Annotated in this window: 23 protein-coding genes, 1 pseudogene and 1 other annotated feature; of the genes and pseudogenes, 14 read left to right on the top strand and 10 right to left on the bottom strand. The window is 38.3% G+C overall.

The features are described from left to right. The 7 genes and pseudogenes from G0028_RS18995 (at position 1) to G0028_RS18970 (ending at position 5,941) form a co-directional block, all read left to right on the top strand. A complete protein-coding gene (locus tag G0028_RS18995) occupies positions 1 to 312 on the top strand; it encodes a hypothetical protein (protein WP_180046913.1) in 312 nt (103 codons plus the stop codon). Continuing rightward, complete coding sequence (locus tag G0028_RS18990) at positions 309 to 2,441, top strand: DUF3987 domain-containing protein (protein WP_194088736.1); 2,133 nt, start codon at positions 309 to 311, stop codon at positions 2,439 to 2,441. Before G0028_RS18995 ends, G0028_RS18990 begins: the two co-directional genes overlap by 4 nt. A gap of 254 nt (positions 2,442 to 2,695) precedes the next feature. Further along, on the top strand, positions 2,696 to 2,935 hold the full coding sequence (locus G0028_RS18985; protein ID WP_180113115.1) for a hypothetical protein: 240 nt from the start codon (positions 2,696 to 2,698) through the stop codon (positions 2,933 to 2,935). Positions 2,936 to 2,987: 52 nt separating this feature from the next. Then, positions 2,988 to 3,311 (top strand): annotated as a pseudogene (gene ssb, locus G0028_RS18980) (single-stranded DNA-binding protein); the annotation flags it as partial. Between the two features lie 1,019 nt (positions 3,312 to 4,330). Next, entirely contained in the window at positions 4,331 to 4,465 is a 135-nt protein-coding gene (locus G0028_RS21280) for a hypothetical protein (protein ID WP_257222311.1), read from the top strand. Between the two features lie 12 nt (positions 4,466 to 4,477). Then, positions 4,478 to 5,697 (top strand): IS3 family transposase gene (locus G0028_RS18975; RefSeq protein WP_194088711.1). Its coding sequence is split into 2 segments (ribosomal slippage): positions 4,478 to 4,754 and positions 4,754 to 5,697, totalling 1,221 coding nucleotides; the frame shifts between segments, so codons are not numbered across the junction. Then, positions 4,753 to 4,869, top strand: a sequence feature (AL1L pseudoknot). Its footprint overlaps the gene before it by 117 nt. Before the next feature lie 40 nt (positions 5,698 to 5,737). Further along, positions 5,738 to 5,941: a NirD/YgiW/YdeI family stress tolerance protein gene (locus tag G0028_RS18970; RefSeq protein WP_180047002.1), complete on the top strand. Its 204-nt coding sequence runs from the start codon at positions 5,738 to 5,740 to the stop codon at positions 5,939 to 5,941. Between the two features lie 61 nt (positions 5,942 to 6,002). On the opposite strand, the gene G0028_RS18965 is transcribed toward G0028_RS18970, so the two are convergent. Beyond that, positions 6,003 to 7,187: an MFS transporter gene (locus G0028_RS18965; RefSeq protein ID WP_180047004.1), complete on the bottom strand. Its 1,185-nt coding sequence runs from the start codon at positions 7,185 to 7,187 to the stop codon at positions 6,003 to 6,005. 144 nt (positions 7,188 to 7,331) lie between these two features. Further along, entirely contained in the window at positions 7,332 to 7,598 is a 267-nt protein-coding gene (locus G0028_RS18960) for a metal/formaldehyde-sensitive transcriptional repressor (RefSeq protein ID WP_130075130.1), read from the bottom strand. A gap of 87 nt (positions 7,599 to 7,685) precedes the next feature. On the opposite strand from G0028_RS18960, the gene dmeF reads away from it, so the two are divergent. Together dmeF and G0028_RS18950 are read left to right on the top strand one after the other, a co-directional pair. Beyond that, the gene (dmeF, locus tag G0028_RS18955) at positions 7,686 to 8,663 is read left to right on the top strand and encodes a CDF family Co(II)/Ni(II) efflux transporter DmeF (RefSeq protein ID WP_180047006.1); all 978 of its coding nucleotides are present in this window, start codon (positions 7,686 to 7,688) and stop codon (positions 8,661 to 8,663) included. Positions 8,664 to 8,744: 81 nt separating this feature from the next. Beyond that, on the top strand, positions 8,745 to 9,449 hold the full coding sequence (locus tag G0028_RS18950; protein ID WP_174494059.1) for a DsbC family protein: 705 nt from the start codon (positions 8,745 to 8,747) through the stop codon (positions 9,447 to 9,449). A 52-nt stretch (positions 9,450 to 9,501) separates the two neighbouring features. On the opposite strand, the gene G0028_RS18945 is transcribed toward G0028_RS18950, so the two are convergent. The 3 genes from G0028_RS18945 to guaD all read right to left on the bottom strand — a co-directional run bounded on the left by G0028_RS18945 (position 9,502) and on the right by guaD (position 12,038). Then, a complete protein-coding gene (locus G0028_RS18945; RefSeq protein ID WP_130075133.1) occupies positions 9,502 to 9,753 on the bottom strand; it encodes a GlsB/YeaQ/YmgE family stress response membrane protein in 252 nt (83 codons plus the stop codon). Positions 9,754 to 9,951: 198 nt separating this feature from the next. After that, on the bottom strand, positions 9,952 to 10,479 hold the full coding sequence (gene hpt / locus G0028_RS18940) for a hypoxanthine phosphoribosyltransferase (RefSeq protein ID WP_130075134.1): 528 nt from the start codon (positions 10,477 to 10,479) through the stop codon (positions 9,952 to 9,954). Between the two features lie 242 nt (positions 10,480 to 10,721). Beyond that, positions 10,722 to 12,038: a guanine deaminase gene (gene guaD / locus G0028_RS18935; RefSeq protein ID WP_180047009.1), complete on the bottom strand. Its 1,317-nt coding sequence runs from the start codon at positions 12,036 to 12,038 to the stop codon at positions 10,722 to 10,724. 179 nt (positions 12,039 to 12,217) lie between these two features. Between guaD and G0028_RS18930 the strand changes: the two genes are divergently transcribed. Beyond that, positions 12,218 to 12,691: a hypothetical protein gene (locus tag G0028_RS18930; protein WP_180047011.1), complete on the top strand. Its 474-nt coding sequence runs from the start codon at positions 12,218 to 12,220 to the stop codon at positions 12,689 to 12,691. Between the two features lie 165 nt (positions 12,692 to 12,856). Here G0028_RS18930 and G0028_RS18925 read toward each other — a convergent pair whose 3' ends face one another. Both G0028_RS18925 and G0028_RS18920 read right to left on the bottom strand, forming a co-directional pair. Then, entirely contained in the window at positions 12,857 to 14,017 is a 1,161-nt protein-coding gene (locus tag G0028_RS18925) for a glutathionylspermidine synthase family protein (protein WP_180047013.1), read from the bottom strand. 54 nt (positions 14,018 to 14,071) lie between these two features. Continuing rightward, positions 14,072 to 14,440 (bottom strand): hypothetical protein, encoded by a 369-nt coding sequence (locus G0028_RS18920; protein WP_130075138.1) that lies wholly within the window; start codon positions 14,438 to 14,440, stop codon positions 14,072 to 14,074. Between the two features lie 142 nt (positions 14,441 to 14,582). Between G0028_RS18920 and G0028_RS18915 the strand changes: the two genes are divergently transcribed. Continuing rightward, positions 14,583 to 15,179 carry a nucleotidyltransferase family protein gene (locus G0028_RS18915; RefSeq protein ID WP_174494056.1) on the top strand — a complete coding sequence of 199 codons (597 nt, stop codon included), beginning with the start codon at positions 14,583 to 14,585 and terminating at the stop codon, positions 15,177 to 15,179. Positions 15,180 to 15,228: 49 nt separating this feature from the next. On the opposite strand, the gene G0028_RS18910 is transcribed toward G0028_RS18915, so the two are convergent. Both G0028_RS18910 and G0028_RS18905 read right to left on the bottom strand, forming a co-directional pair. Further along, a complete protein-coding gene (locus tag G0028_RS18910) occupies positions 15,229 to 16,191 on the bottom strand; it encodes a TerC family protein (RefSeq protein ID WP_174494055.1) in 963 nt (320 codons plus the stop codon). Positions 16,192 to 16,542: 351 nt separating this feature from the next. Beyond that, positions 16,543 to 17,742, bottom strand: coding sequence for a sugar transporter (locus tag G0028_RS18905; protein ID WP_180047015.1), 1,200 nt, complete (start codon positions 17,740 to 17,742; stop codon positions 16,543 to 16,545). Between the two features lie 320 nt (positions 17,743 to 18,062). Here G0028_RS18905 and G0028_RS18900 point away from each other — a divergent pair, with 320 nt between their 5' ends. The 3 genes from G0028_RS18900 to G0028_RS18890 all read left to right on the top strand — a co-directional run bounded on the left by G0028_RS18900 (position 18,063) and on the right by G0028_RS18890 (position 19,725). After that, positions 18,063 to 18,353, top strand: coding sequence for a GNAT family N-acetyltransferase (locus G0028_RS18900; RefSeq protein WP_174494053.1), 291 nt, complete (start codon positions 18,063 to 18,065; stop codon positions 18,351 to 18,353). Positions 18,354 to 18,431: 78 nt separating this feature from the next. Further along, positions 18,432 to 18,716 (top strand): GNAT family N-acetyltransferase, encoded by a 285-nt coding sequence (locus G0028_RS18895; RefSeq protein ID WP_174494052.1) that lies wholly within the window; start codon positions 18,432 to 18,434, stop codon positions 18,714 to 18,716. Positions 18,717 to 19,254: 538 nt separating this feature from the next. Beyond that, positions 19,255 to 19,725, top strand: a complete 471-nt coding sequence (locus G0028_RS18890; RefSeq protein WP_180047017.1) for a BLUF domain-containing protein — start codon at positions 19,255 to 19,257, stop codon at positions 19,723 to 19,725. 75 nt (positions 19,726 to 19,800) lie between these two features. Here G0028_RS18890 and mpl read toward each other — a convergent pair whose 3' ends face one another. Beyond that, positions 19,801 to 21,168: a UDP-N-acetylmuramate:L-alanyl-gamma-D-glutamyl-meso-diaminopimelate ligase gene (gene mpl, locus G0028_RS18885; RefSeq protein ID WP_130075145.1), complete on the bottom strand. Its 1,368-nt coding sequence runs from the start codon at positions 21,166 to 21,168 to the stop codon at positions 19,801 to 19,803. Positions 21,169 to 21,279 lie beyond the last annotated feature (111 nt).

The following is a 21,279-nucleotide window of genomic DNA, read 5'->3' as shown; positions in this document are numbered from 1 at the left end:
ATGCCTAATCAAAATAACACTACAAACACGCCTAAAATTTATAACGCTGATGACATGCACGACTTAGCCTCAATGGCTGAGTGTGATATGGATTGGATGAGGACAGCCCTATCAGATGTGCAGCTCAAAGTGAAACAAATCAAAAAAGATTTAATGGCTCGTAATCCAAGTGCTGAATACCATTTTTCCAACTTGGAGAAAGTCTTAGAAATGTTTGTATATTTATCAGAAGATCGTTGCCGTTATCATGAAAAAGAAGCTGAAAAATTCAGAGAAGAATTTGAGGCAAATAAAAAGGCGGTGACACTATGAATATCACCACCTCCATCAAACCCGATTCGATTCTAGCAAATTGTACGTTGCTTAATCCATCGGATGACACATATTTAAACCATCCCATCATTGAACGCTTTGGCAATCCATCACAGCCGATCTATGTAGACCAATGCAAGGTAGAGATTAACGGCGTGAGCTATGAGCAACCTTTGATTCTACCTATCGTCAATGGACAGCTTGAGCATGTGCAATGCGCCGTACTACAGGACAAACAACGTATTCAAGTCATACCTGATGGTTTAGCAAAAGGCTTTGCTTGCTATGGTGAAATGCAGAAAGATAAACCTATCATCATCACTCATAATTTAGAGGCATTTTTTAAACTTGCCTCCAGTATTGCCATTGGTTTTGAACCACCATTACAGCCGTTTTCCGTTGTGTTGGTTGTATTGTCTAATCTCACCAGTAAGAAATTAACGGAACTCAAGACGTTTGATTTTGAGCAAATACAATATGTTATTCAGCAGTTATCTAAGGCAGGCTATCAACAGTTATACATGCCTGTTAGACCTGAACAGATACAGCTTGAGCCATTTAAACAGCTTGAGCAAAACACGGCTGTTCGTTTACTCAATCAATATTTGAAATATGGCGAAAATGAGTTTTTCACTGAACTGATTAAAGAAAATGACGATGCCGAAGTACAGGCATTTATTCATGAAGCGATAGAGCAATTAAATAAGCCGACTTTATGGGGCGAATTATTACCATTGGCACAAGATGACATAGTGATAAAACCTTACCCTATTGATGCTTTACCACCACTGGCAAAAGAGGCAGTGCAAGCCATATCAGAGCATGTGCAGTCGCCCATTGCCATGACTGCCCAATGTGTTATTGGTGCTTTATCACATATTGCACAAGCCAAAGTAAATGCCCCTCATCCGTTCCAAACACAAGGCGAGCCATGCAGTTTGTTTTTACTTACTGAGGGTCAAAGTGGAAGCCGTAAAAGCACAAGTAAGAACCTAGCAGATCAAGCCATTATTAAACATGAGCGTAAGCAATATGAAGAATATCGCCGTGACCTAGAGCAATGGAAAAGCGGACAGGCATCATTGAGTAAAAAAGACCGTGAGGCTTATTGTGCTGAGAACCCACCACCCAATGACCCAAGTACAATATTCACAGATATTACGCTTGAATCAATTGCAGGCTTATACATTGACGGCATTTTAAGTAATGCTTCAATTTCCAGTGATGAAGCAGGTCAATTCTTTGGCGGTCATACAATGAAAGCCGATACACGGAACCAAGCACTAGGAGGCTATGCCAAGTTATTTGATGACGGTTTTATAGAGCGTACTCGATCTAAGTCAAACTTAAATGGTAGCGGTCGTGCTTATGATGTGAGAGCTACATTTAACCTGCAGGGGCAGCATGAAGTGTTAGCCAGTGCATTAAAAGACCCAGTGTTAAGAGGACAAGGCTTTTTACCTAGATTTATTTTAACCGTACCCGAAAACCTTGCAGGCACACGCTTACAGGATGCGATTCATAGAAATAAGAATGCAAGCATTGACCATAGGCTTATAGCTTACTGGACACGTTGCGAATATCTACTCGATGACTGCCCTCATCTAAAGCCTGAACATGAATTACATAATGGGCGTTTCGTTATGCCTATGAGTGAAGAAGCAGAAGCCATAGATATAGAGTTTTATAATCAAATCGAAGCACTACAAAAGAGAGGAAAGCGTTTTGAATACTTGCAGGCATTCGCAAGCAGAGCAAGCCAACTAGCACGGCGTTTAGCTACTGTATTCGCTTATTTTGAGGGGGCGCAGTGGATTGATGCCAAAACCTTACAGGGAGCTAGTGAGGTTGTAAATCATTCATTAAACGAATGGGCAAGCTATACAGATATTGAAATCAAAACAGAAAGTGAGGCGGAGCGTCTTGCACGTTATTTGATTGATAAGTGTATGGAAGATAAAAGCAACCTATTTTCTAAGACTTTAGCTTTAAAGGGTGCGCCATCAAAACTAAGAACAGTTAAGGAGTTTAACCGCTATTTAGACACATTGATTAATCATAACTATGTCAGATTGGTTACGATTAACAAGACACAATACATAGAATTAAATCCTTTATTGTTAGAATAGCTGCGATTCTGCGATTTTTAGGATGAAAGCCTCTAATAGCAAGGCTTTTAGTGTCGCAATTAGCCTGCGATTCGGTTGCGACACGTTGCGATTCGTAGGGTAGCGATGATGAAAATCTAAATTATGAATCGCAAAGTCGCAATAAATCGCAAATGGATTCCGACACCAAGAGGCAAGCTATACAAGCGATACGGCTATAAAATCGCAAAATCGCACGATTTCCTAGAAGTGAAAAAAATTAAGGCATACAAGATATGAAAAATACGACAAGAACAGAGTTCTTAAAATTAATGAATGATAACTTTGGTTATCCAACAGATAGTTGGAAAAGATTAAAAGATGGTGATGTACTACCTCTTAATGCTCAAGTGATGACAATTGGTAAAGATGATGACGGATATTTTTACCACCTTTGTTATGACACATTTAACGGCGTAAATGTATTTCTTAAAAATATGGGGGTAACTCATTGGCACATAGTAATTAATCGTTAAGCCATTAAGCCACGATTTGATAGATAAGAAAGAATTTAAGAGATTTAGAACAATGCCAAATGTGAACAAAGTTATTTTAATGGGCGTTTTAGGTCGTGACCCTGAAACAAAGAATTTTCCCAATGGTGGCAGTATTACCAATTTCAGCATAGCAACGACTGAGCAATGGAAAGACAAAACCACTGGAGAACGTAAAGAACACACCGAATGGCATCGAATCAGTACCAATAACCGATTGGCAGAGATTGCAGGCAAGTACCTTAAAAAAGGCAGTAAGGTTTATATTGAGGGCAGTTTAAGGACACGGAAATGGAAAGATCAAAGCGGTGCAGATCGGGAGATAGTCGAAGTTCGGGCGGATGTATTGCAGTTAATTTAAAAAAGAAGCTCCCTAAATATGAGGAGCTTTTTAATATCTGCATGGTTATTTTAACCATTAAGCCTTAACTTGCTGCGATTCTAAATGTGACCAAGTTGATCTATCACTAAAATCATGATGATTGAAAGCTCGTTTCTTTTGACGATCTTAATAAACTACAAGCGCATTTTTGGGGTGGGGGTATTGCTATCTTTCATGAGTTGCCAGTACCTAGACCGCCCATCATCCCACTTATAAAAAAATTCTGTTTTAGGTTAAAAGTTAAAGCTGATATTGATTAAGTTATTGATTTACAAGTTTTGTCTTTTAACTCTTATGTTAAAAGTTAATTATTGAGGTTAAAGAAAGTTAAAGACTTACAAGGCTCAATTTTGAGCTTTGGTATTAAATCAATTATTTAGTGAAGTGGGATAATCTCATATCACAAAACGCAAGTTTGCGTTCACCTTAAAAATCATGAATGGATAGATTTTAAATACTGCTTTATTCACCCTTAAAAGAGGTATTTGGCTTATCGTCATTTTTGACGACAACCCAAAGGGTCGCCTTTCAAATGCCACCCTCAAATTGAGGTTAAAACTTCCCTAATCCCTAAAATATTTTTTGAATGGTTGTTTATAGTTGTCATTGCCTACAGATCAAGGCGATTGAACTCACCATTTTAAATGTGAAAAACATAATGAACCCGAACAAGTCACCAGTAGAATAAAATGCACTGGAGCGCATGAGGCTTAAAAAATCCTAAAAAGAAGAATGTAATATATATCCCCGTCTATCCTATTGTTGACATAAATAGGCACTGTTTAGTCACTTGATTTTAATTTTATTTATAAGCTACTAATTTATATAAAAAATATAATTAAAATTATGTTCTGTATTGGTAAATAACAATCCGATTCGCTTCATAAAGCTGACTAAATGTCAGCTTTTTTAGCAATTTTTAGTATTGCGTAACTTTGATTTATAGGGCACAACATCCTCTTTAAGTTAAAGAGCGACATCCAATAAAGGCACTTTTGTATGAAAAAATCTCCTTTATTGCTTTTGTTACTTTACTCGGTTTAACAGCCAATGTTTGGGCAGGTAAACAGGATCATCTCATCATTCAAGAAGTGAACCGTACCGGGTTTGTCGGAGACCAAGCTTTCTGAGAGAATGTCCCGATGAAAAAAGTAAAATATACCCCTGAAATCAGAGAAAGAGCGGTTGAATTATTGATTGAATCCGAGAAAGATTATCCATCGAATTGGGCTGCGATCACCGCTATTGCTCCCAAGATAGGTTGTACTCCTGAAACTCTACGTGTTTGGTATCAAAAATATTTAGATAAACAAAACCCAATTAAAGTACAGCAACTTTCAGATCAAGAACGTATTAAACAACTCGAACGTGAAAATAAAGAACTGCAACGTGCTAACGAAATTCTACGTAAAGCAGCCGCTTTTTTCGCCCAGGCGGAGCTCGACCGCCCACACAAATAATGGTAGATTTCATCCATAACAATAAGGCGTTATATGGTGTTGAGGCGATTTGCAGGATTTTACCGATCGCGGCTTCTACCTATTATCGAACACTAGATTTCGTTGAAAACCCAGAACATCGAGCAAAGCGAGATCTACATGACTTGCATCATGCTGAACAAATTAAACGAATTTGGAAGGAAAGTTCAGGTCGATATGGTGTGCGTAAAGTTTGGCAAAAATTGAAACGTGAAGGCTATGTTATTGCTCGCTGTACAGTTGCTCGATTGATGCAAAAACTAGGTATACAAGGTGTTTGGCGTGGTAAGAATAAACAAACTACCCGTAGCCGAGAGGATCAAAAACGAGCAGATGACTTGGTGAAACGCAATTTTAGTGCTGATCATCCTGACCAGCTATGGGTCGCTGACTTCACGTATATTCAAACAAATTCAGGTTGGGTTTATACTGCATTTATTATTGATGTCTTCTCACGAGCAATTGTTGGATGGAAAGTATCGACACGGATGAATACAGATATGGTGCTCGATGCACTTGAGCAAGCGTTACATGCTCGAGACATGCCAAAGAATGTGATTCACCATAGTGACAGAGGGGTTCAATATCTTTCCATTCGCTATACCAATCGTTTAGAAGCAGCAAATTTACGAGCATCAGTCGGTACGACCGGTGATTCATACGATAACGCTTTGGCTGAAACAGTGAATGGCTTATACAAAACAGAGGTGATTGAATATTTAAAAGCAGACTGGCAAGGTTTAGCGGATGTACAACTTGCGACATTAAATTGGGTAGATTGGTTCAACAAAAAGCGTGTACACAGCGCATTGGGTTATGTATCGCCTTTTGAGTTTGAAGCAATGTACTATGATAAGATTAACCCGTTAGGTCACGTGGCCTAACTTAAATAAAAAGTCTCCGACAAACCCGGTACGGTTCAAAGTGACAAAGAATAAGTTAACTGTGGGACAGGCACTTAAAGCCAAGGATGAAACAGTATTGACGCTGACAGGAAAAATTGTACGTAAAACCAAAGCCGAGCATTATGAGTTAAAAGATCATACAGGTACGATCAATATTGAAGTGGATGCGCATCGTTATAAACTGACAGACATTGACGTTGTAAAGGTTGAAATTTCACCTTAAGTTTTTGGTATAAAAATATGTAGGGATGCCGAAATGTGTGATCCCTACATTCTCATTTTATCTATGAATTATTTGGAATTATTTTAATTTTTAAATGCTGAATCAATAAATACAGAGATAGCAACCCCATACCCACACAGAAACCCAATACGCCAGTCATTAAGCCAAAATGATCTGACAAATAACCAGCGCCAATAATCGGAACAATCGTACCAAAGTAGGCAATAAACAAATATGTGGAAACCACTGCTGCGCGATTATCAATATTGGTCATGTGATGAATCAAGGCAAAAGCACCGAGTAGACCTAAGCCATGTCCCATGCCCACACAAACAACACTCAAAAAGAATAAAAAACTCAGGTGCATGGTCATGCAAATCATAAGAATTAGATAACTGAGCAATAACAAGATTAAACCTGTATTCAAGGCTTTATGCATGTTCAGTGATTTCGCCATAAATTGGGCACAGGCTGAAACCAATAAAATACTGGCAATCGTTGCACCGCTCACCAAAGGACCGTGCCAAGGAATCACGTCTTTGATAAATGAGGGTGCAAGTGAAGCGAATAAACTAAATGAACCAAAAGCACAAAAAGCGGTAAAACTAGCAAGATAAAACAGCGTTTTAAAGTGTATTTCGGGCAGTTCTAAATGTGGTGCAACTGAAAAAACTTGTTTTTCAAACTGAATGATTTTAATGCTAAATAAACTGAAAAAACTGATCGCTGCTGCAATAATGACGGGAATATAGGGGGTAACTAAGGGGGCATCCGAAAATTGTGCAATTGCACCACCAATCAGAGGGCCAAAGCCGAAGCCCAATACCGTGATGATTGAACTGAGCTGTGCAGCACTGTTTTTATGTGTGTCTGGAATCGTATAAATCAGTCCAAGCATAGCAGAAGTACTGATGAGACCTGAAGCAATCCCAATAATAAAGCGTCCAAATCCTAAAAAATAAGCATTGCTTGCAAAGACAGAAAGTCCCAAGCCAACGATGGCAAAGAGTAAACCTGCTTGTAGCGTACGGATAAATCCAAAACTATTACTGCTGCGTCCTAAAAATAATAAAGTTGTCATACAACCAAACATATATGCCACAAAAATATAAGTAATGTGACTTGGAAGTAGATGCCAAAATTGTTGATAAATTGGATATAAGGGACTTGCTAATGCGGTTCCAATCGTTCCGATACACAGGGCTAGGCTCACGAGTAAAAATGAACGCCATGATTGTTGATTCATGTATTGAGCACTTAATTTCTAAATCATTTGCAGATAAAAAAAGCCAAGCTCAAAGAAATTGAGTTTGGCGGGAGGAGTCTGATTGGATGTCAGATTAAAACTTAATCAGCAACAGGTCAATGTGTTTTTAATTCGTTGGTCAAATTATCCGTAACGTTTTAACAATTGCATAAAAATTTCAAGCTCTGCTTCATCTATAGCCTGATGATCTGAAATAACATGTTCTTTCAAGTGGGCTTCAATCAGTTCATTCATTAAGCCATTTACTGCACCTTTAATGGCTGCCACCTGCTGTAAAATCTCAATACAAGATTTATCCTGTTGGATTAAAGACTCTTCCACTGCATTGATCTGCCCTTTGAGACGCTTGACCCGATTTAAAACTTTTTGATCTTGATGTAAATGTCCCATCTATTGACTCCAAAAAAATATACTCCCTTATAGTATATTTTAAAATCCGAGAATATACTCTAGGGGAGTATATTGGATTCAATTCACATGCAATTTAAAACCATTCAACGGCAGCATTCTCATCAATTTGACGAAGGCAATCCTTTAGCACAGAAGAAAATCTTATTTGCCACGATTTTGACAGGGCTGATGATGATTTTTGAGATTGCAGGCGGTTGGGTTTTTAATTCAATGGCTTTACTTGCTGATGGTTGGCACATGAGTTCCCATATGTTAGCGCTGGGCTTGGCATATATGGCATATCGAGCAGCACGGCATTATGCACAAGATGCCCGTTTTAGTTTTGGGACTTGGAAAATCGAGATTCTTGCTGGTTATAGCAGTGCAATTTTGTTGATGGTTGTGGCTTTATTTATGGCTTTTCAGTCGGTTGAGCGCCTATTTCACCCTGTACAGATTCATTATAATGAAGCAATTGTTATTGCGATTTTAGGTTTAGGGATTAACCTGATGTGTGCGTGGTTATTGCATGATGACCATCACCATCACCATCACCATCACCATCACCCTCATGAACATGAACATGAACATGGCGAGCATCATGAGCATGATTTAAACCAAAAAGCAGCATTTTTACATGTAGTTGCAGATGCTCTAACGTCTGTTTTAGCGATCATTGCTTTATTCGCAGGAAAATATTTTGGTTGGGACTTTTTAGATGCTTTATTGGGAATCGTCGGTGCAATTTTAGTGGGTAGATGGTCGTTTGGATTGATCAAGGAAACAGGAAAAACTTTATTAGATGCTGAAATGGATCATCCTGTCGTAGATGAAATACGTGATGTGATTTCAGATTTAAAATTGGATATTCAGATTACAGATTTGCATGTTTGGAAAGTGGGTAAAGGCAAGTTTTCAGTGATTTTAGCGTTGCAAACACCACTGCAGGACTTAACCGCAGATCGTATTCGTCAGGCATTAGCCATACATGAAGAATTGGTACATATTTCTGTGGAAATCAATCGTCCTGCAATGTTTAACTTTGTTCCACGTGAAACGCATTGAAACAACAGTTCTTCAACATCAGGGGTGTTAGATTGTGCTTTAATATTTTGATTATTTAAATTTCTAAGATATTTATTCAATATGTTAAAGCAATTGATCGCATTGAGTTTAAGTCTCGCTGTTTGTGGCAGTAGTTTTGCCAATGTTGACAGTGTTAAAGCCAAACTGTCGCAGCAATATCCAAATGTCAAAATCGACAATGTACAAGCCACTGAAATGCAAGGCTTGTACAGTGGTACATTAGATGGTCAGGTGGTTTACGTTAATGAAGATGTACAGCATCTGTTTATTGGTTCAATGATTCGGCTGAAAGACCAAAAAAACCTCACCAAAGATTTAGCACTTCAAAATAGCCCCAAAGCTGATTTTAAAAAGCTCCCCTTTAATGATGCAATTAAAACAGTCAGGGGGAATGGTCAGCGTCAGCTCGCCATCTTTTCTGACCCAAATTGCCCATATTGCAAAAGTCTTGAAGGGAATTTAGCCAAGCTGAATAATGTCACGATTTATACTTTTATTTATCCTATTAAAAATCAGTCGATTCTGCCCTCTAAACAAGTCTGGTGTTCTGACAATAAAGCCTATGCATGGCACAATTTAATTCAAAACAATATTCAACCCACAGCTGCAGCCAATTGTGCCACACCCATTGAACGTAATTTGATTTTGGGTAAACAATTGGGTCTACATGGGACACCTGCAATTATTTTCTCGAATGGTCATACTGTGATGGGTGCCTACCCTGCCGAAGAAATTGAAAAAATTTGGCAAAATTTTGGTTTGTAAAAAATAAAAAAAAGCATCTCGATGGAGATGCTTTTAAGTTTTCACGTTTGCATTAGCTTTTCTTGGTGACCATGTTGTAAATAAACAAAACGATAATTGCACCAATCACAGAGGCAATAAAGCCTGCTGATGAGCCGTCAGAATAGAGTCCGATGATTCGACCGCCATAGGTTGCAACCAATGAACCGATAATCCCCAAAGCAACTGTGACAATGAAGCCTGCTTTATCATTCCCTGGATGAATTGCACGTGCAATGAGACCTGCAAAAAAACCGATGATGATTGCGCCAATCAGTGCCATCATAATCCTTCTCCTTTTCTTTGTCTGATCTTGAATTTAGAACGTTAACCTGATTGTTATTTTTGAATATTTATATGATGATTGAAAGAATTGATATGCTACAAGTTGTTGCATTTTTGTTCTAAAGTAGTGGAAATGAAACATAAAAAAAGCGACCGAAGCCGCTTAAGTATTATGGGGGGAAATTATATCAAAGCTGAATTACAGACCAATTTCACCAATAAATGGAAGATGACGATATTTTTGGTCATAGTCCAGACCATAACCCACAATAAATTTATCTTCGACTTCAAAACCTAAAAATTTCACATCGAGTTCGATTTCACGGCGTGAAGGTTTGCTCACTAAAGTACAAAGTTCAATCGAGTTGGGTTGGCGCGTGCTTAAAATTTCGAGCACTTTGCTTAGGGTATTGCCCGAGTCGATGATGTCTTCGATGATGAGTACATCTTTACCACGAATTTCACCATCAAGATCTTTTAAAATTTTGACATCACGTGTTGAAGTTGTCCCACCACCGTAACTTGATACGGTCATGAAGTCGAGTTCATGTTCTTTGGTGATTGTACGGCAAAGATCTGCCATGAAAATCACTGAACCACGCAATAATCCGATTAATACCAACTCTTTGTCACTATTGGCATAATGCGCATTAATGTGCTGACCAAGTTCCTGAACTTTTGCTTGAATTTCTTCAGCAGAAATCATTACTTTCATTTCAACAGTCATGGGAAATACCTAAAACTAAAAATATCAAATTCGCAAAGTAAAAAAGGTGTTGACGAGCAACACCTATAAGATGCATCAATTTTAAAACATATCGACTGAAGATGCATCTTTTTTGCCAGTTGAAATGTAAAAACGCTAAAGTTTAGTGAGCATCTTTTTTCAGCAAGAGCGCACAGACCACAAAAACTGTTCCAATTAAAATCAATTTTTTCTTGGATTGTTTCAGCTTTTGCTGTGGTTGTTTAGCTTTGTTCATAGGCTTTATTTCCATAGATATACGTGGCTTGAATATTACGATCATCCCCCATAGTAAATAAGGCAAATAACGCATCTTCAATGTTTTTGGCACGTTGCTGACGTAACTGTTGTAGCGCTGTCGCTTTTAAGTTCAAGACCACAAAATCTGCTTCTTTGCCGACATTGAAGTTGCCTAATTTATCTTGCAAGTCTAAGGCTTTGGCACCGCCAAGCGTGGCATGATAAAGCGACTCAAAGGCAGACAGTTTGTCACCCTGTAGTTGCTGTACTTTATAGGCTTCATTTAATGTTTGTAATTGACAGAATGATGTCCCTGCGCCAATATCAGTTCCGAGTCCAACTTTGACTTGCTTTTCCCATGTTTTTTTCAATGGAAATAAACCACTGCCGAGGAACAGGTTTGAGGTTGGACAGAACGCGATGGCCGAGTCTGTATCATGCATACAATCCCATTCATGTTCTTCCAAATGCACACAATGGGCAAAAACCGAACGCTCGCCTGTTAAGCCATAATGGTGATACACATCCAAATACCCTTTTTGTTCAGGGAATAATTCTTTAACCCATGCGATTTCATTTTTATTTTCACTTAAATGGGTATGTACATAGACATCAGGATATTCAGCTTTGAGCTGCCCTGCCCGCTGCAATTGTTCAGGCGTTGAGGTCGGAGCAAAACGTGGGGTAATCGCATACAGGTTACGCCCTTTGCCATGCCATTTTTCAATGAGGGCTTTGGAGTCATCATACGCACTTTCTGCTGTGTCTGTGAGTGCTTCAGGTGCATGACGATCCATCATCACTTTACCTGCGATCAAACGCATTTGATGGCGTTCAGCCGCCTCAAACAAGGCATCAACTGATTGTGGATGTACTGTACAGAATACTAAAGCTGTGGTTGTACCATTTTTTAGAAGTTCATTGATAAAGAAATGGGCAATTTGGTCAGCATAAGCTTTATCTTGAAATTGAATTTCAGTTGGGAAGGTATAGGTATTGAGCCATTCTAAAAGTTGTTCACCGTAGGCACCGACCATTTCTGTTTGAGGAAAATGAATATGTGTGTCGATAAAACCTGGAACAATTAATTGATTTGCATAATGTTCAACTTTGAGATCAGCAGGCAAATAGGTTTGCCCTTCCGTCCAAGCACCAAACCAAACAATTTTTCCGTCATTGATGAGTAATAAACCATCTTCTACATATCGCACTTGGTCGTGAATATCACGCGCTTGGGCAACCGTATTCTGAATATCGAGGAAGCGACCGCGAATCGCCGTCGTTGCAATGATAGAAGACATTTTGAACCTACGTTGTGAATTTTTTCGATTGATTGTAGCCCATTTAGTAGCATGCTTCAGTAATTTATGTCTGAATGCACAGTGACAGCTGCCATGAAAGTGTTGGTTTTAGTGCTTTATCTTTGTGAAAAGAATGCGTAAAGTGTGCACAAATCAACGAATAAGAGATAACAATATTTATGTATTTTTGGAATACCAAAGCCTTAGCGCATGAACTTTCAGAAGACACTTTAGAGAAACGCCATTATAAAAATTATTATTTGATCGCCGCATTGGTCGTCAGTGCTGTGTATTACTATGGTATGTATTCACCTTATTACGATATACGTGTGATTGGGGTGGAAGCAATTTTAACTTTAATCATTATGTTTATTGGGATTCAGCGCAGCTATGTTGCCAATGGCGGTGATCATGGTGTGCATTTTATGAATCGGATCACGGCATTATCATTTCCAATTTTGTTGCAAACCACAGTCGCAGGTATTGTATTTGGCTTGGTATTACTGGGGATTTATCAGTTTTTCCAACTAGAAAATACTGCTTTTGATCTGTGGTATGAATGGTGTGTCTCTGCTTTTACCATTTTTTTACAGATTTTATTTTTTACCCGTTTGAATAAATACATGAAACGAGTAGCCGAGCATACGATTTAATCTCATCGAGTGTCTATGTTGTTGAAAAGCCGATATTGATAAGATCGGCTTTTTTATTTTAGGGTCAATAAATTTGTTGAATTTTATCTGATCTGATTTTGAGTGATTAATTTTGAAATCATCTTTTCTCTGCGTAGATCAATGTACATTTTAAGTACATCGTGTTTATTCCACAAAATAATGTGCTGCAAAATGTGCATCATTGCCAATAATGTCAAACTCGTCCTCACGGATCGACATACCTGCACAGGTGTGTCCCACCATCCATAAACCTAAGGTTGGTAATTTGCCATCAAATAACGGCGTATCTACCCATTTCTGCGCGATGTAGCCATATTTATCATAATCATCGAAATAGAAACTACCCGATGCAGCACCTTGGTCGAGATTGTCCTGTACTACACGAATATTGGCACCTTCACGTGCCAAAATAGGTTTTTTGACCCATTTGCCATGCAGCTGCATATCAGATTTAAATGCATGTGATTCGAGTAATAACGGATGATGCGGAAACTTCTTCCAAAGCTCGACTAATAGTGCTTTATTGGACAAGAGCATTTTCCAACACGGCTCAACCCAATGCGTTTCAGGTTTTAAGTACTGAGAAAAATTTTCTTCCCAAATCCATTCCCAAGGATACAGCTTAAACAAATTTTGAATTTCTTGATCATTCAAATCGACAAAGTTGTTGCCATCCCAACCGATATTTTCCATCGATAGCTCAGACACTTTATGCCCTGCTTGAAAGGCTGTATCCATTAAATATTCCAGATTGCCCCAGTCTTCACGTCCTGCTTCTTGGCATGCTGCAAAATGGATATGTGCGCCACGTGGAAAAATTGTTTTCCAGCGTTTAATCAGGTCTTCATGAATACTATTAAATTGATCACGGTTTGCAATATTTTCAACTTGTTCAATCCAATGCCACTGTGCAACTGATGCTTCAAGTAAACCTGTAGGGGTATCGGCATTGTATTCAAGCATCTTGATTTGTTGACCATCATAGGCAAAGTCAAAACGTCCATAAAGCATGGGTGCATGGTGATGCCATGAATGTTCAATGAGCGGAATAGCGCTGTGTGGTATTTGAAAATAATCAGGATAATTACCCTGCTGAATCATCTCCCCTGCCACGTGTAAGCACATTTGATGCAGTTCATTCGAGGCATCTTCAAGCTGTTCGATTTGCTTTAAGCTAAACTCATATGCTACCCCTTCAGACCAATAAATCGAGCCATCCGCAGAAGGTAAATTATAATAATCAAAGCCAATATTTTCGTGTTCTTGCTGCCAGTTTGGACGGGCTTGGAACAGTTTTCTTTTCATAATGTCATCAATAACTTTTAAATGAATTGTTACAGCAAACTCAGGATGTGAGTTTTAACCACCAAATGATCCGCCACTACGTCCAAAACCACCACGCACAGGTGAAGATTTACTATTTGATTTGGCGACTTGGGAAATATAAGGTTGCCCAACACTGAGATTGCTTGAGGGTTGGATTTTACGCCCTGCAAAATTCACTTTACGATTGCCCTGATAATATTGCGGGCCTATATAACGTATCCCGCCATAATAGCCACTATGGGATGAACTCGTGGTTTGTTCTTCTTCACAGAGTTCTGTATCCCAATCGTATGCACAATCATATTGGCTGTTATAAACATCTTGAACAAGTGGTTTATCATGACTACTACACGCAGTCATCAAAAGTGGCACAATGACTAAACTGATTTTTTTTGAACGCATGGTCTGCCTTGCATTTTCAGTATTTTTATCTATTTGCTTTCTAACAGAATAAAAATTAAAACAAATTTTATGCGCTGTATAATATGGGCATGTGCTGAAATTGTACAGTGACTATTTTTCCAAAAAAGCATGTTGAAAGCGCATGAAAAACCTACAACTATTTGATTTTACAAAACAGAATTTTGATCAGGCCCTGATAGAAATAATTTTTCGTGAACAAGCCTTGTGGCAAAGATTGGTTTATTTAAGACACATTGCACCCGATGCATATTTGAGTGCGGGTGTGATTCGCAACCTTGTATGGTCAGTTTTACATGGTCAAACCTATGATGTGATACACAGCGAAATTGACGTCATTTTCTTTGATGAGCATGAAGAGCATCAAAGAATAACCCATGAAATTACGAGACAATTAATCCAAAATTTCCCTGAAAATGAGTGGGATGTTGTGAATCAAGCCACTGTGCATACATGGTATAGCACGGAAAATGGTCAGTCGATTTTGCCTTATGCTTCGTTACATGAGGCTTTGTCCGTTTGGCCTGAAACAGCCACTGCAATCGCAATACGTTTATTAGAAAATGATGATTTAGAGATCATTGCACCCTTCGGTTTGTATGATTTATTTGCATTAAAGTTACGCTGGAATGATCGGTTGGTCAGCCATGATGTGTTTATGCAACGTGTGATGTCTAAACGGTTTTTGCAGCGATGGGAAAAGTTAGAGATTGTGTCCTGATATTGATTTTTAAAAAGCCTTTCATTGAGAAAGGCTTTTTAAACGGAACTTAAGAGTTTAGTGTTTGTTTCTTATTATATAGAATCGATAACCATGCTGTGATCGCTAAGACAATCACAATAAAGCCTAACGAAATCCAAATTGGCATATGGAACACATCGAGCATTAACATTTTAAAGCCGATGAAAACGAGAATAATCCCAAGACCATATGGCAAATAATGCATTTTTGCTGCTGCACCTGAAAGCAGGAAAAACATTGCACGTAAACCTAAAATCGCCATGAGGTTTGCGGTTAATACAATAAAGGGGTCGGTTGTGACAGCAAAGATTGCAGGAATAGAGTCGACCGCAAAGATAACATCAGATGCTTCCACTAAAATCAAGACCAAGAATAATGGCGTTGCCCATAACACGCCATTTTGACGGACAAAGAATTTTCCACCTTCCAAATTCGGCATAATTCGCATGTGTTTACGCAACCATTTTAGAATCGCCATATCTTCAATATTGCTGTCTTCTTCATCTTGACCTTTCAATAATTTAAAGCCTGTATAGACCAAAAATGCACCGAAAATATATAAAATCCACGAAAATTCTTGAACGAACCATGCACCAATAAAGATAAAAATGGTTCTTAATACGATTGCACCGAGTACGCCGTAGAGTAATAATTTACGTTGTAAAGCGGGCGGAATAGCAAAAGCTGCGAAGATCATCATCCAGACGAAAACGTTGTCAATTGCGAGGGATTTTTCGAGTAAATAACCTGCAAAATATTCCATGGTTTTGGTATTGGCGATGGTCACACCTGCGGTTTGTTGTAGATACAACCACAAACCACCACCAAATAAAGTTGCAACCGTGACCCAAGCAATACTCCAGTACGCTGCGGTTTTAACTTTTACTTCTTGCCCTTCTTTTTGTTTAAAGCCTAGAAAGTCGATGAGAAGCATGACTGCAACAATTGCAAAAAATGCAAAATACAGCCAAAGATTACCGATTGATTCCATAAAAACTCCATTTCTGGCAATCAATCAGGCATAAAAAAAGACCTTGACCAGTTGCCAGACGATTAAACATCTGTATCAACATGATCAAAGTCTTGCCTACATTATCTGTGACAGATAATGCTCAGATACCGGCTTTTTTATTTGTGTAAATAAAAAATGCGTAATGACGATATTCTGACATCTGGTCTCTATATAAAATTTATAATCCTATAGAGATCATTTGGAGAGGCTACTCCCCTTGTTCAATGAATTTGGAATAAGTATCAAACGTGGATACTTAATGTGATTAATATTGCATAATTTTTAAACTGACGCAATTTCTTTTTACACATTTCCTCAGAATAATTGCAGTTAAAAATCTTTACGAGTCACTAAAATGCAGGCCAATATTGTGCCGAGCAGTGCTAAGACGCCTCCGACTAAGCCAATGTGATTTAAACCATAATGTGCTGTAACGAACCCACCCAGTAAAGCACCACCGCCGATGCCGACATTATAAAGTCCTGAATAGATTGCCATTGCGACATCTGTAGCATCCGAAGCTAAATTTAGGGCTTTGGCTTGTTGTGCAAGGCTAAAACAAATAATCGCTATTCCCCAGAATAAACTCACCAAACTAAAATAAATAAAGTCAGTTGCAAGTGGAATCAGCAATAGCATTGAAATTGCGAGTACAGCACTACTCAATGGGATCGGGAGTTTTGGATATTTTTTAGCAAATTTTCCAAATAAATAAGAGCCTAAAAAGCCAGCAGCCCCATAGATCAGCAATAAGGTTGTCGTTTGTGATGAACTGAAATGTGCAATATTTAGGGCAAAAGGCTCAATATAACTATATGCGGTAAATTGAGCGGTAATCACAATAATGGTGAGTGCAAATACCATCATTAAGGCTGGACGTTGATAGAATACTTTTAAACTGCTTAATGAGCCTGAATTGACACTCGGAAGCTTGGGTAAAGTTTTGGCTAAAATTAAACAAACAATCGCAGCCCCAATGGCGATCAATGCAAAAGTATTACGCCATCCGTATGTTTCACCAATGATGCGCCCAAATGGAATACCTAAGACCATGGCCAAAGCCGTGCCTGTAGCAAGTAAGCCCAAGGCTTGAAACGCTTTGCCCTGAGGGGCAACACGCACAGCAAGAGAAGCTGTAATTGACCAAAATAAAGCATGGGCAAAAGCAATCCCGATGCGACTGAGCAATAAAACTTCAAAATTCCATGCAAAATAAGACAAGGTATGACTGAGAATAAAAACGCAGAATAATGCGATCAGTAGAAATCTACGTTCAAAATTTTTAGTCAATAACATGATGGGGAGGGAAATCGGTGCAACCACCCATGCATAAATGGTAATCATGATGCCCACATCGGTGGCAGGCATAGCAAAGCTTTGACCAATATCACTGAGCAAAGCAACAGGAATAAATTCTGTGGTATTAAAAATAAATGCAGCAAAAGCAAGGCTAATGACACTGATCCATTGCTGTGTTTGATTTGGTGTGGATGCTGATCTTGGGTTTTGGGGAGTAGTAGAGGCTGACATCGTCAATTGTTTAAATAATGTGTACTAAATTTTAGGCTGATTTGGTGGGCTTGTTAAGTGAAATAAAGTTTAGAAATATGTAGAAAGAAGATCATTAGTTGGTCGTGATCATTTTTTCATAGTGCCCTTCTTTGATCTGTGAGTAGAATGCGATAAACCTGAGTCTAACAGCATTTTACGCTGTATTTTAAGTTGACGATTTTGTGATTATTGATTTTAAGTGCTGTGCTGATGATTTTAAATTTATAAAAAAACTTAACAGAAAATATTGAATATTTATGGCATGTTGAAAAATACTGATTTTATCAAGAGGTAGAAAAATGTTAGAAATCAAGCATAAAAATGATGCTAAAAAAGGCGAATTTTATATTGGCGAGGAAGGTCATCGTTTGGCTGAAATGACCTATACATGGGCAGGTGAGGATAAATTGATTATTGACCATACCACAGTTGAAGATGAATTGCGTGGTGAAGGTGTAGGACGTAAATTGTTAAATAATTTAGTTGAATTTGCACGTGAAAAAAACATAGCAGTGATACCGCTTTGTCCTTTTGCAAAGTCAGTCTTTGATAAAGATGAATCTATTCGTGATGTGTTATTTTCATCGTAAGGATCTTGTTTAATCAAATTTTCTTTTTGCATGAACTTTGTTAAATTTATATTGATAAATTATTGATGAGATAAAAATATGCAATTCCAACATATTGATGATGCAAATCAAGGTGAATTTTTTTTAGAAAATGAGCAAGGTCAACGCATTGCTGAGATCAGTTATGTGTGGAGTGGTGAAGATAAGATCATCGCTAATCATACTTGGGTAGATGACTCTCTACGTGGGCAAGGTATGGCACGTCAGTTATTGGATACTTTGGTTGATTTTGCACGTAAAAAGCAGTTAAAAATTGTGCCGACTTGCTCCTATGTAGATGTTATGTTTAGACGTGATAAAAGCTTTGCTGATGTGATGCTATAAAAGAAATGTATTGCAGGAATATAAGCCTCAATGGGGATGAAGCTTATATTTACTTTGGACAGAATGATTGAGATTAAATTGAAAAATCGTGAGTGCTAAACCATAACAACTCATAAATACAGCCCACATCAGATAACCATGTAAAGCAATAAAGAGTATGGATAGGCAAAAAACTAGTATTAATTTAAATATCCAAGTGTTAAGTAGATAATGGCTACATATACCTAAAATAAATGACATGATGGCAATATTGATAAACTCGTTCAACCCAAGTTTATGTAAGAATAGTACAAGACCAATGTAAAAAATTTGTAGGATCGTGAGCAATAATAAATTTTTAATCATTTTATTCTCGAATAAAAAAACTTAACAATTAGGTTCACTCAGGGAAAAATCGGTTTACTTCTCCTATTTCTTATTATCGCTTAGTGGTCAGAGAAAATTGAGTGATCAGAACAGATGAATTTTGTGAGAAAAAAATTACAAATGATTAAAAAATGAGCAATAATAAAATTAACCATGATAAAGAAGAAAAGTTATGATTCGCTTATGCTATGCCAGTGTTCGAGTAGAAAGTGACAATGATTTGCTGCTTGATTTAAGTGATATTTTATCCAGAGCGCGAGGATTTAATGCCCAACAAGGTATTGTCGGGGTACTGTATTATGCTGAGGGTTCATTTTTTCAATGTCTCGAAGGTGAAAGAGAACACGTTTTTGCATTATTTGAGTCGATCCAACGCGATAGTCGACATACTGATATTCATCTATTTCACATTTGCTCTATTACTGAATTGAGTTTTAAACAATGGTCGATGAAATATGTAAATCCTAATACTAAAATTTCAAGTTACTTTAAAAATATTGGCTTAAGCCATTTTAAGCCTAATTTATTAACAGTCGAACAGATGGATGGCTTTCTCAAAATTTTATTACAGACTGCAAATGTAGAAAAACCTACAAAACATCATATTGGTTATCAAAATCGAGGTTATCAAAATTATTTTTAAGCGCCATGTTTTCAGTACATAAAAAAACCCGCTCTTGCGGGTTTTTCTAAATTAAATTAATGGTTTTATAACAGCTTATTTAGCTTTTAATGCCGTAATCAATTTTTGATGTAAACCACCAAAACCACCGTTAGACATAATCACCACGGCATCGCCCTCACCTGCTTCAGCAACTATAGTGTTGATGATGTCATCCAAAGTACGAGCAACCACAGCTTTATTCGGTGCGGCATCAATGACAGGTTGTAAATCCCAGTCTAGACCTTCAGGTTGATACCAAATGACTTCATCAGCCAAACGTGCAGAATGTGCCAAACCATCTTTGTGCGAACCCATACGCATGGTATTTGAACGTGGTTCAATGATTGCCCACAGTTTACGTTCGCCTAAACGTTTGCGTGCGCCTTCCAGCGTGGTGTCAATTGCCGTTGGGTGGTGTGCAAAGTCATCATAAACTTCAATACCATTCACTGTGTCAAGCAGTTCCATACGGCGTTTTACACCGCCAAAGTTAGATAAAGCTTCACATGCAGTTTCAATTGAAACACCGACATGTTCAGCAGCTGCAATCGTCGCCAAAGCATTGGCGACACTGTGTTGCCCTGTCATGTTCCATTTCACTTCACCTTTGACAACGCCGTGTTGTAAGACTTTGAAATGTGAACCATCCGCAGACAATTGTTCTGCATAGACTTCAGCAGAGTCATTTGCATCTAAAGAAGTACGAACCACAGGTGTCCAACAGCCCATTTCCAAGACTTCATCAATATTGCTTTCAGTGATCGGCGCAATGATACGACCTTCACTTGGAATGGTACGAACTAAGTGATGGAATTGTTTTTGAATTGCGGCTAAGTCATCAAAAATATCCGCATGGTCAAATTCAAGGTTATTTAAAATGGCTGTCTTGGGATGGTAATGCACGAACTTAGAACGTTTATCGAAGAATGCAGAATCGTATTCATCGGCTTCTACACAGAAGTATTTTCCACCGCCTAAACGTGCGCTTTCACTAAAACCTAAAGGAACACCACCAATTAAAAAGCCTGGATTTAAACCTGCCTGATCAAGTACCCAAGCCAACATGGTTGTGGTTGTAGTTTTACCATGTGTGCCTGCAACACCCAGTACGTGCTTGCCTTGTAATACGTGATCTGCAAGGAATTGTGGACCTGAAATATACGGTAGACCTTCGTTGAGCATATATTCTACCGCATCAATACCGCGTTTCATGGCATTGCCCACAATCACAAGGTCAGGATGGGGTTGTAAATGACTACGGTCATAGCCTTGCATCAAGGTGATGCCTGCATTTTCAAGTTGGGTTGACATGGGTGGATAGACGTTTGCGTCTGACCCTGTCACCTTATGTCCCAAGTCACGTGCTAACAGTGCCAATGAACCCATAAAAGTGCCACAAATACCCAAAATATGCAGATGCATTCGTTCTTACTCCACTGCTTTTATAGACACATCACTTTGTTGTTGTGGTGTTGTCATTATAAATTTAACTTAAAAGGTTGATTCGATTTGAAAGCAACGATAGCAAGGGTT

Source organism: Acinetobacter piscicola (assembly GCF_015218165.1).
GTDB lineage: Bacteria > Pseudomonadota > Gammaproteobacteria > Pseudomonadales > Moraxellaceae > Acinetobacter > Acinetobacter piscicola_A.
Note: the sequence above shows the minus strand (reverse complement) of the source record. Positions and strands in the feature narration are given on the sequence as shown.